The organism is Arachidicoccus terrestris, assembly GCF_020042345.1.
Taxonomy (GTDB): Bacteria; Bacteroidota; Bacteroidia; order Chitinophagales; family Chitinophagaceae; genus Arachidicoccus; species Arachidicoccus terrestris.
Genome location: NZ_CP083387.1, coordinates 1779424 through 1797529, shown reverse-complemented (window position 1 = coordinate 1797529; position 18106 = coordinate 1779424). Strand labels below are relative to the sequence as shown.

Annotated in this window: 15 protein-coding genes; 8 read left to right on the top strand and 7 right to left on the bottom strand. The window is 45.0% G+C overall.

Translation table 11 applies throughout. The features are described 5' to 3' along the window. Window positions 1-27: 27 nt before the first annotated feature. From nagA to K9M52_RS07270, 5 genes are all read right to left on the bottom strand, one after another. Window positions 28-1176 carry an N-acetylglucosamine-6-phosphate deacetylase gene (nagA, locus tag K9M52_RS07290; protein ID WP_224071396.1) on the bottom strand — a complete coding sequence of 383 codons (1149 nt, stop codon included), beginning with the start codon at window positions 1174-1176 and terminating at the stop codon, window positions 28-30. A 10-nt stretch (window positions 1177-1186) separates the two neighbouring features. After that, window positions 1187-2113, bottom strand: a complete 927-nt coding sequence (locus tag K9M52_RS07285) for a DMT family transporter (RefSeq protein ID WP_224071395.1) — start codon at window positions 2111-2113, stop codon at window positions 1187-1189. Between the two features lie 167 nt (window positions 2114-2280). Further along, on the bottom strand, window positions 2281-2868 hold the full coding sequence (locus K9M52_RS07280; protein ID WP_224071394.1) for an adenylate kinase: 588 nt from the start codon (window positions 2866-2868) through the stop codon (window positions 2281-2283). A gap of 90 nt (window positions 2869-2958) precedes the next feature. After that, window positions 2959-4428: an Asp-tRNA(Asn)/Glu-tRNA(Gln) amidotransferase subunit GatB gene (gene gatB, locus K9M52_RS07275; RefSeq protein ID WP_224071393.1), complete on the bottom strand. Its 1470-nt coding sequence runs from the start codon at window positions 4426-4428 to the stop codon at window positions 2959-2961. Between the two features lie 102 nt (window positions 4429-4530). After that, complete coding sequence (locus K9M52_RS07270) at window positions 4531-4932, bottom strand: hypothetical protein (RefSeq protein ID WP_224071392.1); 402 nt, start codon at window positions 4930-4932, stop codon at window positions 4531-4533. A gap of 122 nt (window positions 4933-5054) precedes the next feature. On the opposite strand from K9M52_RS07270, the gene K9M52_RS07265 reads away from it, so the two are divergent. From K9M52_RS07265 to K9M52_RS07240, 6 genes are all read left to right on the top strand, one after another. Further along, window positions 5055-5627, top strand: coding sequence for an RNA polymerase sigma factor (locus K9M52_RS07265; RefSeq protein ID WP_224071391.1), 573 nt, complete (start codon window positions 5055-5057; stop codon window positions 5625-5627). After that, window positions 5608-6660, top strand: coding sequence for a hypothetical protein (locus K9M52_RS07260; protein ID WP_224071390.1), 1053 nt, complete (start codon window positions 5608-5610; stop codon window positions 6658-6660). Before K9M52_RS07265 ends, K9M52_RS07260 begins: the two co-directional genes overlap by 20 nt. A 23-nt stretch (window positions 6661-6683) precedes the next feature. Then, the gene (locus K9M52_RS07255) at window positions 6684-7487 is read left to right on the top strand and encodes an outer membrane beta-barrel protein (RefSeq protein WP_224071389.1); all 804 of its coding nucleotides are present in this window, start codon (window positions 6684-6686) and stop codon (window positions 7485-7487) included. 169 nt (window positions 7488-7656) lie between these two features. Continuing rightward, a complete protein-coding gene (locus K9M52_RS07250) occupies window positions 7657-8190 on the top strand; it encodes a YkgJ family cysteine cluster protein (RefSeq protein ID WP_224071388.1) in 534 nt (177 codons plus the stop codon). A 60-nt stretch (window positions 8191-8250) separates the two neighbouring features. Beyond that, window positions 8251-10506: a cation:proton antiporter gene (locus K9M52_RS07245; RefSeq protein WP_224071387.1), complete on the top strand. Its 2256-nt coding sequence runs from the start codon at window positions 8251-8253 to the stop codon at window positions 10504-10506. A gap of 169 nt (window positions 10507-10675) precedes the next feature. Continuing rightward, complete coding sequence (locus tag K9M52_RS07240; protein WP_224071386.1) at window positions 10676-15349, top strand: translocation/assembly module TamB domain-containing protein; 4674 nt, start codon at window positions 10676-10678, stop codon at window positions 15347-15349. 202 nt (window positions 15350-15551) lie between these two features. Here the strand turns inward: K9M52_RS07240 and K9M52_RS07235 are convergent, their stop codons facing one another. Beyond that, window positions 15552-16148: a TetR/AcrR family transcriptional regulator gene (locus K9M52_RS07235; RefSeq protein WP_091398000.1), complete on the bottom strand. Its 597-nt coding sequence runs from the start codon at window positions 16146-16148 to the stop codon at window positions 15552-15554. A gap of 106 nt (window positions 16149-16254) precedes the next feature. Here K9M52_RS07235 and K9M52_RS07230 point away from each other — a divergent pair, with 106 nt between their 5' ends. Continuing rightward, window positions 16255-16572, top strand: coding sequence for a hypothetical protein (locus K9M52_RS07230; RefSeq protein ID WP_224071385.1), 318 nt, complete (start codon window positions 16255-16257; stop codon window positions 16570-16572). A 57-nt stretch (window positions 16573-16629) separates the two neighbouring features. Next, window positions 16630-17046, top strand: coding sequence for an acyl-CoA thioesterase (locus K9M52_RS07225; RefSeq protein ID WP_224071384.1), 417 nt, complete (start codon window positions 16630-16632; stop codon window positions 17044-17046). A gap of 73 nt (window positions 17047-17119) precedes the next feature. Here K9M52_RS07225 and K9M52_RS07220 read toward each other — a convergent pair whose 3' ends face one another. Continuing rightward, entirely contained in the window at window positions 17120-18082 is a 963-nt protein-coding gene (locus K9M52_RS07220) for a polyprenyl synthetase family protein (RefSeq protein WP_224071383.1), read from the bottom strand. Between the last annotated feature and the right edge of the window lie 24 nt (window positions 18083-18106).

Sequence of the window (18106 nt, the reverse complement as noted above, 5' to 3'; positions counted from 1 at the left end):
GTGGTTGATTATCTTCCTTTGGCCTGTCTACAGTACCAGCGATTCCAGGTTCTTAAACCCTGCTTCAAATACGCAGAATCTGGCGGGGTATCCGGCCTTAATATAACCGATCTGATCCTGCATCCTGATGGCAAGTGCCGGCCGGCTGGTAGCCATTTCCACGGCCTCCTTTTCGGTAACGCCGAGATGGGTAACCGCGTTTTCCAGGGCTTCTACCATAGAAATGGCCGCCCCCGCCAGGTTACCTTCCTTATTTCGGTAGGTGCCATCTATCATTTTCGCGTCAAAATCTCCCCAGACAAAATCCTCTATCCGCCTTCCGAGAAAACTACTGTCTGAGAGTAGCAGTAGCCTGTCCTTTTTCATCTGACGGGCAATTCTGGCGGCCCCGAAATGTACATGATGCCCGTCCAGCACGATGGGCGCCCAGACAGCTGCTCTTTCAAGAGCTGCACCTGCAAAACCCGGTGCCCGGTGGGTAAAGCCCGACATCGCATTATATAAATGCGTTATTAAATCAATACCCATATCAAAGTAGTAGTGGGCCTGCTCATAGCTCATATTAGAATGACCGGCAGACAGCAAAATGCCCTGATCCAGTAAATATCTGATCTGGTCATCGGTAAACATTTCCGGCGCAATGGTCATTATCTTTATCACATCGCGGCCTGCTTTGACGATATCTTCTAGTTCTTCATCCGTGGGCGTTCTTACAATGTTGGGGCTATGCGCCCCCCGTTTTACAGGGTTAAAAAACGGCCCTTCCAGGTGCATGCCCAACACACCGGTCTCAGGATATTGTTCTTTAAACTGTTGAACTGATTTCAGGGCGGACAGGATAACGGACTGTGGGGACGAAATCAGCGTGGGTAAAAAATGTAGTGTCCCGAAATCCCTGCAGGCAGCTGTTATATCTAAAAGGCCCTTTTCGTCCGGATGCTGAGAAAAATAATACTGATAGCCGCCGTTGATCTGGATATCGATCAGGCCGGGAGCCAGGGACTTGCCCTGCAGTTCGATGACATGGATGTTGTCAGCTGTTGTATTATTGACCTCGCTGCCTGATATGACTTCTTTTATACGTCCGTTTTCAACCCAGATCCTGCCTTGTTCAATTACCTGATCACCTGTAAAGATCCGTGCATTTCTGATAAGGGTAGGGCCTGTATTTTTCATCCTATTTATTTTATTCGTTAAGGGCTTGCTGAGATTTAATGAGCCGCTCTTCTGACTTTTTCCGGCGGACCAGGAGTAACGCGGTGAGTACCATTACCACACCCGCAAGCGTATACAAAGATAACGGATCATGTAAGAGAATGGCTGCAATGATAAAGCCAAAAATAGGGCATAGATAGAGCCACATGCCCGCTTTTACCGGTGCCGATCTAAGTAACCAGAGCCAACACTGAATCGCGGCAATGGATACAAACAGCGCCAGCCACCCGGAAGAAACCCAGAAGTCAACCGTAAAGTGGTTTTCCTCGGATTTATAGGTGAGGATTAAAAAGGGAAGCAGTAAAATGCCGCCAATCAAAGTCTGCCAGCCGTTGATCGTTAATATTTTCAGCCCCTGCCAATCCATTTTGTTGAAGTAAATGGACGCAATGGAATAGGATAACATGCCCAGGAGCATGAGTATCAGTCCTTTTGCAGAAACACCGGTCCCGAGTAATAGGGGGTAGGCGGCCACAATCACCCCGAAAAGGCCCAGTAAAAGCGCCACGATCACTTTGGCCGGCGGCATTTGTTTAAGTACAAGTATGGACAGAAGGCCGATAAAGATCGGACTGGTCGCTATTGCAAGTGCGCCGATACCCGCCGTAACATCTTTCATGGCAAGCACATAGAGTCCTAAATAGACGGTGATATTAAAAACGCCATAAATAGTGATCATTTTCCACTGCCGTCCTTTGGGTAAGGCGTAGCGCCGAAAACCGTGGGCATACACCAGCATGCAGATAGAGGCCATCGCAAATCGCATCAGCGCAATGGTCAGTGGTTGTGCAACCTTGAGGCCTACTTTGGTCGCTGTGGATGCAGAAGACCAAAGCAATGTGAAGATAAGTCCGATCATGGCCCATTTGAGGCCGGTTTGCTTTAATCGTGTTGTCATGGTGCATTCGGTTTCCGGTCATTTTTCGGTTACCTTATTACAGGTATTCCGGTCAAAGTCCCATCCGGTGACATATACGGCCGGATCAATTTATTAAAAAAGGTCTGTAAAAGCGATAAACCTTTACAGACCCCGGTATACTGAGCCAATGTAGATGCATCATTACATTAGCTGGCTACTTCCAATTCTTCGTTGATGGTCTGAGATATATTGTCAAAAATATTGTCTACCGATCCTTCGCCGGCAACGCTTTTAACAATACCGTTCGTTTCATAATACTGCGCCACGACAGCCGTCTTTTTACGGTACTCCTTAATGCGTTCCCGAATAATTTCTTCGTTGGCGTCGTCAGAACGTCCGCTGGTTTTCCCCCTGAGTAACAGACGTTGTACCAGTTCATCCTCGCTTACTTCTAAGGCGACGACCAGGTTGATCGTGCTGTCGTAAAGTTTTAACAGCTTGTCCAAGGCTTCTGCCTGAGCCTCTGTACGCGGGAAACCGTCAAAAAGAAAGCCACGGACCGTCTTATTAGATTCGATCGCCTTACTGATCATGCCAATAACGACGGCATCCGGCACTAACAGTCCCTTGTCAATAAATTCTTTTGCTTCCTTGCCCAGCGCGGTTTCGGTGGAGATCTCATGACGTAGTAAGTCTCCTGTACTCAAGTGTTTTAGATTGTACTTCTCAGCAATTTTCTGACTTTGTGTACCCTTTCCGCTACCCGGCGCGCCAAACAAGATTAAATTAAACATAACTTATATTAAATATAATTTGAACAGCAAATGTACTATTTTTTTTAATGTAAAATGCAGGTCCGGTCTGCATTACATAGAAACAGTAGGCTAACAATTGTTTGTGGATTCATCCAGTTTTTCCTTCAGCATATCCATTACTTTCTGTGGATCTGCCTTGCCTTTGCTTCTTTTCTTTACTTCGCCTACAAACAGGCCGATCAGTCCTTTTTTACCTTTCCGATAAGCTTCAACTTTATCGGGCATGCTCTCCAGGGCTTGTTTGATCCAGTCTTCCAGCAGGTCTGTATCATCGGTTTGAAGCAAATTAAGCTGCCTGGCCAGATCCAGGGGGCTGGCACCCGGGTTTTCTCTGACGGCAGCCAGTAACTTGGTGGAAGCGACAGAAAAATTAAGTTTTCCCTCAGTCACCAGTAAAATAAGTGCAGCCAGGCTACCGGGAGGGATCCCGGTTTGGTCGATCGGGATGTGCTGTTCGTTCATAATAGAACGGATCGGCCCCCCAATCCAGTTAGCCACCGCCTTATAATTATCGGTATGCTGAATCACCTGCTCAAAATAAACGGAAATTTCTTTTTCGCTGACCAACTGTTCGGCATCGTACTCACTTAATCCGTAATCGCTTTGATATAGAGCCGTCAGCTCCTGCGGTAATGCGGGCATGGCCGCTTTGATGTTTTCAATGAAATCTTCTGATAATTGAATAGGCGGGAGGTCCGGCTCCGGAAAATAACGGTAATCATTGGCCTCTTCCTTATCCCGGATAGCAAAAGTGGTTCCATTTGCCGCATCAAAACTTCTGGTTTGCTGTTTTACGGCTTCACCACTTTCCACAAGTCGTATCATCCGGTCGATTTCATAGTCAATCGCTCTTTTTATATTGCGGGTGGAATTTAAGTTTTTGACCTCTACCCTGGTGCCCAGTTTCGGGTCTCCGGCCGGCCGGATGGAGACGTTGGCATCACATCTGAGGCTGCCTTCCTCCATATTTGCGTCAGAAACACCGATCCAGCGGACCAGCCGCCTGAGCTCCTGCACATAATTCCAGGCCTCGTCCGCCGAGAACATATCGGGTTCTGAGACGATCTCAACCAGGGGTGTTCCTGCCCGGTTCAGGTCTACACAACTCTGGTCAGCGTAAATATCATGTATGCTCTTGCCTGCATCTTCTTCCAGGTGAATATGGTGCATTTTGACCAGTCTGGCGCCTTCTTCTGTTTTGATCGGCACCGATCCGCCCATACAAATGGGGTGGGTATGCTGGGTGGTCTGCCAGCCCTTGGGCAGGTCCGGATAAAAATAATTTTTGCGGGCAAAGAAGTTATAAGGCATGATCTCGCACTGACAGGCTAGTCCCAGGCGGACGGCGTATTCAATCGCTTTTTTGTTGATTTTAGGCAACGTACCGGGTAATGCCAGTGTAACAGGACTGATATGGGTATTGGGCGCTGCTCCGAAACGGGTGCTGTCTCCACAAAATAATTTGCTGGCCGTATCCAGCTGAACATGAATTTCCAGGCCAATAACAGCCTCGTATTTTCCTTGATAAATTGTTGCCATATTGCTTACAAAGGTAAAGCCCAGCCTACTAAAAATGACAGGAGTGGCTGAATAAAATAAATTTTGGACCATCACTGACACCATAAGGGGCCGGTATCTGCTTTATTTTGAATCAGCCATGGCAGGCTGATAGGTCTCTTTATGGGTAAGTAACAGGAAAAAGACGATCACATGTAAGAGCATAGAGATCAGCAGGTCAAATTTTTCCGCCAGTGACGCGCCAAACATGAGGATGCCCATCGTAGCGATACCGAGTGTCAGGCCATAGCGGGTCAGTCTGCCGCCTATTAAAATTAAAAGCCCTGTTCCAGCCTCCAGAAAAGGGATCAGATAACACATCAGGAGTGTAGGTGTGCCGGCAATAAAGGTATGACTGAACATATCCAGGTGGCTGTGTGCGAAGGTGTTTAATTTGGGAATCCGTACCGCGCCATGGAAAAAGATACTGATGCCGATGGCCAGCCGGGTGGCCTGATAAGCCAGCTTCTGATTGGAAAGTTGCATGGAAATGGGGTTTTGTGATCTGCTATCAAAAATACGAAACTCCGCCGGGAAGCTGTCTAAAAAAACTTTTACGGTGAATGCAACCTTTTTTGCCTGATTTTCGTCTTAATTTGTAGAGACACATGAAGATAGCTGACAATCATACACTGGAATTACTGATAGAGAGGTGCGTTCAAAACGAACACACGGCTCAGAAAGCTATCTATCAGAGGTATGCAGCTAAGATGTTTGCGATTTGTCTGAGGTACGGAAAGACGAAAATGGTGGCTGAAGAACTCATGCAGAATGGTTTTGTAAAGGTCTTTAAGTCTATTGCAAGGTTTCGCAATGAAGGTTCTTTTGAGGGATGGATCAGAACAGTGATGGTGAATACCGCTATTGAGCATTACCGTCAGGCGGCAAAGATTCAGGAAACAAAAGCACTTACGGGAGCGCTGGATACGGCAGGATCGTATGAATCAGCACTGGACAGCTTAGCAATGGATGATCTGTTAGCACTGATTGCCGGATTACCGGATGGATACAGAATGGTTTTTAATCTGTATGCAATTGAGGGTTACTCCCATAAAGAGATCGCTTTACAACTCGGTATTACGGAAGGGGGCAGCAAGTCGCAGCTCTCCAGGGCCAGGCAACTATTACAAAATGCAATTAAAAAAAGAGAGGAGGTGGTATATGCAAGACTTGAAAAATAACGCCGGACAGACCGACCGCGACCATGGACGGCAAGATGAAAATGAGCCACATCCATTTGATCGCCAGGTGAGGCGCCATCTGGAAGATGCCGAAATTACACCGCCCGCAGATCTGATGGATAAGATATTTGGTCTTTTGGAAGAAGATCCTACAAAACAGGTCGCCCCGGCAGCCCCGGTAAAACCTCTGCGCCGTTTTAGGCGGCGTCTTTCTAATGTAGCAGCGATTGCCGGTGTGCTGGTGGTACTTGCGATCGGCATGAGGGAACTGACCCGCCAGGATTCTGTGGTCGTGGTGCCCGCAGGGCGGCCGGCGGTTCAATCCCCTTTAACAACACCGGTAACACCTGAGCCTCAGCCATCAAAAGATGCAAAAAAGAAGACAAATGCGGCAAAGACGGGCATGATGGATGGCACGCCTGGGCCGGAAGCGGAAAAAACAGCAGCGCCTGTGGTGACAGCGGGAACTGCCCGTCATAACACAAAAGAGTCTTCCGGCAGGCGAAGTGCCGGCCGGCCGACAGCCATCACCAAGCCTTCCGGCAGTGATCAAAACACCGCATTGGTTGCTGCTAAAGCTCAGCCTGTTCAGGCGGATAAAAGACCGGCGGGCAGCGAGGCACATCTGGCGGTAACGCAGGACATTGCCGTTAAAAAGGCATCCGCGGATCAGGCGTTGACGGCTCAGATAAAACCCCAGAGAAAGGTTGCGGCGGCATCTGCCGTTGACCGGCAGGAGGATACAAGAAATACAGCTATGACGGCTGGTACAGCTGACAAAAATGAAGTGGCAAAAACAGCGGTCATAGCAGATATAGCTCCCCGTGGTGACAATGAAGGTGACGCGCTTGCCCGTGCAGACGGTGTAAGTAAGCAGGGCCGTACTGACCACGCTGAGCGAAGAGGGTTATTGAAAGGGATATTTAAAAAGATCGGGAACACTGCCCGGGCCATTACAGAAGAGGTCGTCTCTCAAGATGAGGACAAAACGGTTATCAATGTAGGTGTCTTAGCAATTACTGCTTATAAATAATTAGAAAATAAAATATAATAAATATGAAAAAAGTGTTATTTATCGCTTTAATGGCAATGCTATGCCATACCGGCTTTACACAGGATACGGACTCTACGGGTAATAAGAAAGAAGACGAAGGCAAATCTACCTTATTCAAAATTAATTCGGAGAGTAAAGATGGGAAATCAAAAACGACCAAACTGAAAGTGGACTTGATTCATCAGAGCAAGAACGCTTATTTTGGTATCGATCCCAGCGTGGAATTTGGCTGGAACCGTTTTATGGATAACGGAAGCCTGACAGTTGGGTCTGTAAACAGCGATCTGAGGTTGGAGAAGGGACCCGAGTTTGGTTTCTTTCCCATAACCGGCGGTGTGTTTCTCGATAAAAAGCATACGCTAAAAGTATCTACTGCTTTAGGCATTACATGGAACACATATCATTTTGAGAAGGATATCACCCTGGAAAAGGGGCAGGACGTTTTGACCTATACTATTGACGAGGACAGGCATTTTTCCAAGAATCTGTTGCGTTCCAAGTATCTGACCATGCCGCTGATGATTGCCGTGTATCCCATAAAAGACAGTCATTTTCAGATTAACGCTGGGGTAGAGGGGGGACTACTAATTGGTGCTAAAACCAAACAAATCAGCGATGATGCCGGTAAGGTAAAAGTGAAAGGCTCTTTTAACCTGAACCCGGTGCGTTATGGACTGCGCTTTGGCATTGGTTATAACGCCTTTAATATTTACGCCAAATACTATTTCTCTGATGTGTTTGCGCCAGGCGAGGGGCCAAAGGATTTTAGAACAGTGGCTATTGGCATCAATGTCGGATTTTTCTAAGCCATATATTACAGAACTTTTTTCCATTTAGTTTGCGGCCCGGGGTCCTCTATCTGAATGATGATAGAAGACGTCGGGCTGTCATTTTTGAGGCGCCTGGCTTTTCCTGAAAAAAGAGCCGGTAACATGCTCATTTGCCTGGCGGATCGTTAGGCAGAAAAACTGCTGTTTGAATCCGATTTTAACCGGACGGCCTATTTTTGTATTTTTGCCGGATATGATCACTATGACGGACTTTAATTTTGATAATTGGGAAAAGCGGTCTTTAGACCGCAAAAAAATCTATGCCCAACGTCTGTCCAAAATTGACAAAAAGGCAACACTCAAACGGTTGCCTGCGTTACATGAGGAGGCTTTCAAAAGGGTCGATTGTCTTACATGTGCCAGGTGTTGTAAAAATTACTCCCCACGGTTCAAAATGCCAGATATCAAACGTATCGCCAAGTACCTGGGTATGAAAGAAACGAGCTTGATTACCACCTATCTGTATATGGACGAGGAAGGGGATTATGTGGTGAAATCTTCGCCCTGTCCCTTTCTGCAAGAGGATAATACCTGCGGGATATATGATGTCCGGCCTTCGGACTGCGCCCGGTTTCCTTATACGGATGAGGATGTGCTTTTCAAGCGCAAGAATATCACCCTCAAAAATGCAGAGTTCTGTCCTGCAGTTTTTTACGTTTTAGAAAAACTTTTTGAGTAATCTTCGTATTTTCGGCAGTATCTGGTATTTCATTTCATTAAATAATCTTGAACCCTCCATATGGGCCACTTACCCACCCTAATTGAAGATCTGGCGCTCATTTTATTTTCCGGGGCAATGGTGACATTGTTGTTCCGGAAACTAAAACAGCCGTTGGTGCTGGGTTATATTATTGCGGGCTTATTAGTAGGTCCGCATATTTCCCTGGTGCCAACAGTAGTGGAAGAGCGCAATATCAAGATACTGGCTGAACTGGGTGTCATTTTTCTGCTCTTTAGCCTGGGGCTGGAATTTAGCTTCAAAAAGCTGATGCGGGTTGGTGGCTCCGCCTCTGTCACGGCGTTTGTGGAAATTGCTTTTATCTTGGTGGCGGGATATCTGGCGGGTAAGTGGATGGGGTGGGGGCAGATGGACAGTATTTTCCTGGGGGCATTGCTAGCCAGTTCTTCGACCACCATTATTATCCGTGCGTTTGAAGAGCTGGGCGTAAAGTCTAAAAGATTTGCCGGTGTGGTCTTCGGGGTGTTGGTTGTGGAAGATCTGGTGGTGATCCTCTTACTGGTGTTGTTACCGGCGATTGCGGTCTCCAGAGAGTTTGAAGGAGGGGCCATGCTAATGACACTGGTTAAGCTACTTTTCTTTTTGATCCTTTGGTTTGTATTGGGTATTTTTCTGATTCCGACTTTCCTGAAAAAGATGCGCCATATGCTGGATGAGGAGATGCTGCTCATGCTGTCCATCGGACTTTGTCTGGGTATGGTGGTTCTGGCTACCAAAGCCGGTTTCTCTGCAGAGTTGGGCGCCTTTATCATGGGTTCCATTTTGGCGGAAACGACCTCAGCTGAGAAAATAGAACATTTATTTAAACCGGTCAAAGATGTTTTTGGGGCGGTATTCTTTGTGTCGGTAGGGATGATGATTGATCCGGCGGCCATGTGGGAATACAGAATGCCCATTTTGATCGTGACCTTACTGACCATTTTTGGTAAGTTTTTCAGTTCCGGCTTTGGAGCATTGCTTTCCGGACAGCCGTTAAAGCAATCTGTACAAGTAGGTATGAGTATGGCACAAATCGGGGAATTTGCCTTTATCATTGCCGGACTCGGCGTTACGCTCAACGTTACCAGTGATTTCCTTTTTCCTGTAGCAGTGGGGGTGTCAGCACTTACGACTTTCACGACCCCATATATGATTAAGTCCTCGGACAGTGCCTATCAGCTGCTACTTAAGATTATTCCCGAAAAATGGGTTAATTCAGTGAACCTCTATGCGTCTAGTACGCAAAAGATACAGGCAGAGAGTGCCTGGAAAAAAGTGATCAAATCTTATACAACTATATTGATTACCAATGGCATTGTTATAATTGCCATTTTACTTCTGTCGATTAATTTATTGGAGCCATTTTTGCTTTCTAAGATAAAAAACATGACCTATGTGGGCGTTGTAGGTGTCTTTGTTACCTTGTTGCTGGCCGCTCCTTTTTTCTGGGGCCTGATGATGAAACGGCCGGCCGGTTTAGCTTACAAAGAGCTCTGGATGAACAGTATCTATAACAGAGGCCCCCTGTTAATGATCGAGATCACGCGTAACCTGATCGGCGCCTCTCTGATTGGCCTTTTGCTGGATCGGTATTTTTCGGGGGAAGTGGCACTACTGATCTTACTACCGATTATATTGGTTTTGTATTATGTGTTGGGAAAAAAGATCCAACAGTTTTACGGTAAACTGGAGTCCAGGTTCCTGACGAATTTAAATGCACGGGAAGCTGCGGCAAATGCAAAGCGCCCGCTATTGGATCTGGGTAAATATGATATTTCTGACTGGGAAACCCATATCTCTCAGCATGTCGTGAGTCCGAATGCCACTTTTTTAGGAAAATCTCTGCTGGAACTTAAATGGAGGGAAAAATACGGCGTGAATATCGCTTTTATCAAAAGAGGGGATAACGTAATTTTACCACCTAAAAGGGAGGAAATACTCTTTCCCGCTGATGAGATCGGGGTAATAGCGACAGACGAACAGCTCAGCAAGTTTCAGCCGGTGTTAGAGGCCAGTGAGGATGAAGCCTACCGGACCAGCACCAGTAAAATCGAAGATGTAGGGCTACAGCGCCTTGTAGTGGATGAACATTTACGTTTTAAGGGAATGACCATTCATGATAGCGGCATCAGAGAAAAGACAGATGGCCTGGTGATACGGGTGGAAAGAGAAGATCAGCATTTTATCAATCCTTCCTCGGATACAATGCTGGAGTGGGGAGATGTTATATGGCTCGTGGGTAATAAACAAAAGATCCAGGCCCTGAAGGAGGCCTGATCGCTAATAATGTAACAGGTTGCTATGACTGAATGGTTACCTTTGCACTTAAAACAAGGATTTTCTGAGAACATTTCTAAAAATACTTGGACGAACTTTTCTGATTATACTGGCAGTTTTACTGTTGGTATGGATTCTTATTCAAACTGAGCCCGTACAAAACTTTTTGGTGAAGAAAGTAACGGCAAGACTCTCTAAAGATCTGCATACGGAGGTCAGCATCAGGCATGTTAGTTTTACCCTCTTCAACCGGATGGACCTGGATGATATTTTGATCAAGGATCAGAAAAAAGACACTTTGCTGGCCGCAGGCGCCCTGAAGGTCAGGATCAGTGACTGGTTTTTCCTGAAAAATAATATTGAACTCAAATATATTGGCCTGGAAGATGCCACCTTCTATCAGAACAGGAGCGATTCGGTCTGGAATTTTCAGTTCCTGATCGATTACTTTTCCAGCCCTAAGAAAGACACCGCTTCCCGTCATATCGGATTAGACCTCAAAAAGATCGATTTTAAAAATGTCCGCTACTTTAAACAGGACAGATGGCGAGGTGAAAATATGGATGTCTATGTCGGGCGCCTGCTGCTGGATGCCGATAAAATCGATCTGGATAAACTGAACTTTAAGCTGCATTATCTGGAAGTAGATAAGCCTAAGTTTGAGCTGGTACAATATAAAGGTAATCGTCCGCCGCCACCTGCTTCCGGCAGCCCGGACAGTGGCCTTTATTTTAATGCCGCAGGCATGCATATCGAACTGGACAGCCTGCATTTGATGAACGGGACTTTTGGTCTGATCAATAAGATGAGGCCACATACGGTCGTTTCCTATTTTGATGACCGTTACATACAATGCAATCATCTGGATATTGCCGCCAGTAAGCTATCCTTTGTGCAGGATACGATCCGGGCGAAGATGGAGTTAAGTACGACTGAAAGAAGTGGTTTTACCATCAAACATCTGAAATCGGACTTTAAATTAACGCCCCAGATCATGGAATTTAAAGACCTGGACATTCAGACCGGGAACAGCCATCTGGAAAACTACTATGCTATGTCCTTTAAGGATTTTACGGAGGATATGGGAAGTTTTACCGACAATGTACATATTACGGCCAGGTTTAGAAATGCGGAAGTCAGTAGCAATGATATAGCCTATTTTGCCCCTGAGCTTAAGGACTGGAAAAAACAGTTCAAGTTATCTGGTACGCTGCAGGGAACTGTCGGCAACTTTAGAGCGCATAATTTTTTGATCAGTGGTAATGGTGGTATGGTACTAAGAGGGGATATGGCCATGAAAGGCTTGCCAGACATTGAGCACACGGTTATGGATTTTGATACGCTGGACCTGCATACCAATTACAATCAATTATTACCGATTGTTCCTCGTCTGAAGGAAGTTAAAAACCCGAATCTGGCCGCACTGGGGGATATGCATTATAGCGGTAACTTTCACGGAACAGTCTATGATTTTACCACCCGTGGTCATCTGACCACTGCACTGGGGGCGGCACAGGCTAATCTGAATTTAACCATTCCGGAAAAATCAGAGCCTGCTTATAAAGGAACGATTATCACTAAGTCCTTTGATCTCGGAACATTTATAGAAGCAAAGGCGCTCGGCAATGTGGCCTTCAATGGCAGCTTTGAGGGAAGCTCCTTTGCGCTTAACTCCATGCGGGCCGGTCTGAAGGGACATTTTGACAGTCTGGAGGTGAACCATTATGCCTATACAGGGATCGATGTAAACGGCACTTTCCAGAAAAAATATTTTACGGGTGAGTTAAAGATTGATGATCCGAATGCTACTTTCTTATCGAATGTGGAAATTGATCTTAATGCAGAAAAACCAAGATTTAACGTACTGGGTGATCTGATTGGGTTGGACATGCGTAAAACGCATCTGACCAAGGAGAATATGAATCTCACCGGGTTGTTTGACTTGAATTTTGAAGGGAATAATATCGATGACTTTGTCGGTTCTGCCAAACTGCTTAACGTTTCCCTGATGAAGGACAGTATACCGCTGAATTTTGACTCTTTGACCTTAAGGGCAAGTGTTGACAGCAATCAGTATAAAGTTCTGAGCGTAGAAAATAATGAGTTCAATGCAAAAGTAACAGGTGCTTATTCAATTTTGGATTTGCCGGTAACTTTTCAGTCTTTCTTAAATAAGTATTATCCTGCTTTTATTAATCCGCCTAAAGAAGTACCCAAAAACCAACATTTTACCGTAGAAATTGAAACAGGGAATTTTGATTCTTATATCAATCTGATCGATACGAATCTGCATGGCTTTGATAGTGTCCGGATCCGGGGAGCGGTCAATACGGATGACTCGGGCAGTTTCTACTTTGATGCCCGGATACCGGAATTTAAATACAAAAGGTTCAAATTAAGGGGAACACATCTGGCGGGAAAAGGAGATTTTGAAAAAATTGATTTTGGAGGCCGGGTGGATAAATTTTATCTAAATGACAGCTCATTTTTCCCCAATTCCAAATTGCTGATTAATTCCAGGAACGATCATTCCCTGGTACAGCTGACAACCGGATCTAATAATACTATCAATGAGATCAATTTGTCAGCCACGGTGGATAATCTGTCGGATGGTGTGAGAATACAATTTCAGCCCTCCTATTTTGTCCTCAACGATAAGAAATGGGATCTTGAAAAACAAGGAGAGATCGTGATCCGAAAACATTTCGCCTCGGCTAAAAATGTAAAGTTTTCACAGGGATTTCAGGAGCTGACCGTAGAAACGCAAAAAGGGAGAAGAGATACGACCAATAATAATCTGGTATTTAATCTTTCCAAAGTGAATATCGGTGATATTACACCGCTATTCTTCTCCAGCCCCAGACTGGAAGGGCTGGCGACGGGTTCAATCGTCATGATCAATTTTTTCGGAGATTTCAGTGCCTTTGAAAAACTGCAGCTGGAACAGTTCCGTGTAAACGGAGACTCTGTAGGTGTCGTCAATACAACGGCTTTCTATTCTGCGAGAAATGACCGCATTTCGTTAAAGGCGGATGCCGATAATAAGGATTATCATTTTAAGGCGGACGGATTTTATAACCTGAAAGACTCTGTTGGTTCCCCGCTCGATCTGAACGTGCATCTTACGGATACTAAAATTAATTTCCTGAATCAGTTCCTGGGAACCTTATTTGAGCATATTGACGGAAAGGGCACTGGAGATATTCAGTTAAAAGGCACCTTTGATAAAATCAAACTCCTTGGCAAGGCGCATATTGATTCGGCCAGCCTGGATGTGATATATACCAGAGTCAAATATTTTATCGATTCTGCAGATTTTGTATTCAATGATGGTAGTATCGATTTTGGACAATTTAATGTGAGGGATGTATATGGAAATAGAGGGACTGTCAAGGGGAAACTCTATCATGAAGGATTTCAGAATATGCGTTTTGATTTTGATATGAGTTCACCTAAAATTCTCGTATTAAATACAAAGGCTTCGGATAACGAGCGGTTTTTCGGAAAGGCGATCGCTAACGCGCGTTTTACGCTGAAGGGTACCGAGGATCATATGCAAATGGATATCAAAGGCAGTGTGGCCGACTCTTCAAATATCAGCATTAATACCAATACGACGGCCGCCAGCAGTGACGCGGACTTTATCGTCTTTAAAAAATATGGTGAGGAAGTAAAAACAGAAGAGGATCATGAATCGCATCTTAATATTAATATGGACCTTTCTGCCAATGACCTGGCGGTAATTAATGTTATATTAGATCCGCTTACCGGTGATGTGATCACGGCGACGGGCAATGGCCGCCTCAGGATTTATATGCCAGCTCATGGAGAGATGACGATGAAAGGCAAATACGTGATCTCCAGAGGAAATTATAATTTTAATTTCCAGACTTTCCTGAAGAAACCCTTTCAGTTTATCGAAGGGGCCAACAATTTTATTGAATGGACAGGTGACCCGTATAATGCTAATCTGAATATTGATGCACAATATACAGCCCATCAGGTCAGCATCAATGATCTGATCAATACGCAGTCTAGTGTACAGGGGCAGGCCGGCCTTAATAATATCAGAGGATATAGGGGAGACGTATATGTAATTGTTGAGCTAAGGGGGCATTTACTAAAACCGGACATCGGCTTCAAAGTCGATTTTCCTACCGGCAGCTCCGTTAAATCGGATCCAGATTTTGCCTTATTTATTAACCGCATGCAAAGTGATGAAAATGAGATGTTGAAGCAGGTTACTTATCTGATCGTCTTCAATGCCTTTGCTCCTTATGGACAAGCGGGCGCTAATTCAGCTAATTTTGCCTCAGCAGGTGTGAATACTATTTCTTCACTCGTAACGCATGAATTGAACAACCTTTTCTCACATGCGCTGACCAAGCTGACCGGAGACCAGGGACTGAGGTTTGAAGTAGGTGCCGCCACCTATAGCAGTGCCAGTATCCTGGGGCAGGGGACTAACTCCGGAAGGCTGGATCGTCAGAGTGTGAACTTTAAACTTTATCAGAGTCTTGCCAACGATAAAATCTTATTGAGTTTTGGGTCTAACCTGGATTTTGGGCTGGGGAGCTCCGCTGCGGCCATGGAAAACGGAAGCTTTCAGTTTTTGCCGGATATCTCTGTTCAGTTTATACTGACCAGAGACAGGAAACTAAGAGCAGTCATTTTCAATAGAAGCAGTCTGGGGGTGGCTTCCGCAGGTTCTATTGGTCGCCAGAACCGTTACGGGGTGTCCATCTCTTATACGAAAGATTTTGAAAAATTGTTTGCCGGCAAGAAAGAAGAATTTAAGGAAGTTAAGAGCCGGGAAACTAAGATGGAGGTCCGGCCTAAATAGCGGCTGAAGTAGACAAAGCAGTATAATACAAAGCAGGCAGCGAATCTTTATGATTTCGCTGCCTGCTTTTATGGCTGTAGTGAACTGTTAAATAATTGAAGATTGTTTGGCTTTGTACCTAAAAGCAACTCTAACAAGCTAAAGATCCTTCGTTTTTAAGGCTTATTGGTATAAATGATTCCAAATTATTGGGTGAAGCTCATTAATTTACTTTTTTCATCCCTCCGATCAAAATGGAGATCATATTCTCTTCCAGCTCTTCAGGAGGAATCTGGGTTTTAGAACGGTGCCAGGATTCAATACCATTGATGGCATGCAGTAAAAGCCATATGGTAGAAGGAACGTTGATTTCTTTAATTTCTCCTGCCTCAATTCCTTTGGTGATAATATGATTGATTCGTTTACGATAGTTGTGTTTCATTGTCTGATAACTGGAAAGATATGCATCTTCCAGATGTACCCATTCTCTGTCCGCTACCACTACATCGTCAAAATTCTCAATCATCTGGTTGATCAAAAAGCGCAGGATCAGCTCTACTTTTTTGAGATAAGGCTCTTTGGAATTCTCTACAGATTCCAGATAGTCGTTGTAAATATTAGCGGTATTAAAGCAGATGTCATACAGCAACTCAGACTTAGAGCGGATATGATTGTATAGGCTGGCTGCTTCAATGCCGATTTTTTCTGCCAGATCACGCATACTGGCAGCTTTATAGCCGCGTTGACGAAACAGGTTAGACGCTGCATTTAAAATGACGTCTTTTTTTGTGATGTCTTTGTCTGTTTTGATTCTTGCCATAGCTACAAAATTATAATTATTTCAATGCAAAATAAGAAAATTTGTTAGTATTTCCACTAAGGGAATGGATTTTGTGGCATGAATGCGGAAAAATGTGCGAATTGTCATGATAATGGATGAAAAACAGATGTTGGAACTACTTGATTCACCTGCTATAATACAAGGGAAGAATGCTCATGAGAAGGAAGCTTTGTTGATACAGGCCGTAGCTCATTTGCTCGAAGCGGATTTCCCCAGGCTCTGTCAGATATTGTACAGAGTGGATGTGGATGAGCGTTTGCTGAAGAGGGCGTTGGATGAGTCAGATGCGCCGCCTGCTGAAATTATTACCCGTCTGCTTTTGGAAAGACAAAAACAAAAAGTAGCTTTACGGGCACGCTATACAGGGGCTTCGGATGATATCCCGGAAGAGGATAAGTGGTAGATCAACTTATCGTTATATTTTTAGTCCGGTGAGCTTCCTAAAAGTAAATTCAGAAAAATGTATCAATCAGAAACGACGATAAGGGTCCGGTATGCGGAGACGGACCAGATGGGCGTAGTTTATTATGGGAATTATGCGCAGTATTTTGAAGTAGGAAGGGTAGAAGCTATCCGGCAACTGGGATACAGTTATAAAGAGATGGAAGAAGAAGGTGTTGCCATGCCGGTTGTTTCAATGGAAACAAAATATCTTCGTTCTGCCTATTATGATGAATTATTGACAGTCGTGACCACCATCCGCCAACTTCCTACCGACCATGAAATCATATTTGACTGTGAGATACTGAATGAACGCAGAAAGTTACTGACCACCGGCAAGATCCGGCTCTTCTTTATGGATAAGGTCAGTTGGAAGAAGGTGGCTATCCCAGCGGCTTTAAAAAGCAAGCTGGCGCCTTTCTACCTGGAAAGTTAAACTAGGGGCTGTATGGTTGTCGCAATAGCGTATACAAAGATGGTATTGCGACAAAGTAAGTCTTGATGGAGGGCTAATATTTTCGATCTGTGGTATACCTAACCAATTCTTCTAAGGCGTCCCGCACGTCGGACACCGGATAGTGGAACAGCAGTTCCAGGGCTTCGTCTCTGAATTGATTCATTTTTTCTGTTGCATAGTCAATGCCGCCTGCTTCTCTTACCCGGTCGATGACATACTTTATTTTATCCTTGCGGGTATTTTGATTCTTGACAATATAGATAATCTTTCTCCGGATGTCGGGAGTTGTATTGTTAAGCGTGTATATTAACGGCAGCGTAAGTTTCTTTTCTTTAATGTCATTACCGGTTGGTTTACCGATATTGGCAGCACCGTAATCAAAAAGGTCGTCTTTGATCTGGAAAGCCATACCCACCTTTTCTCCGAAGGACTCCAGGCGCTGGATATCTTCCTCCTGGCCAAAAGTCGAACAGGCGCCGGCTCCACAGGCGGAGGATAACAGAGAGGCGGTCTTTCCCTTGATGATATTATAGTAAACTTCCTCATCCAGATTCAGGCTTCTGGACTTTTCCATTTGCAGCAGCTCCCCTTCGCTCATTTGCTTGACAGCTGTAGACAAGATCTGTAAAATCCGGAAGTCCCCATTATTAATGGACAGTAGAAGTCCTTTGGATAAAAGATAGTCGCCCACTAAAACAGCGACTTTGTTTTTCCACAGCGCATTAATGGAGAAGAAACCTCTTCGCTCATGGGCATCATCTACCACATCATCGTGTACCAGCGTCGCTGTATGCAGTAATTCTACCAAAGAGGCGGCCCGATAAGTTTTTTCATTAACGGCACCTCCCAGCCGGGCGCTCAGCATGACAAACATGGGACGCAATTGCTTGCCCTTACGCTTGACAATATATTGCATGATGCGATCCAGCAAGGGGACTTTACTTTTAACGGCTGCCTTAAAATGACGCTCAAACTCGCTGAGTTCTGCGGCGATGAGTTGATTTGCTTTTTTCACTAATAGTTACCTGTCAAATAGGCT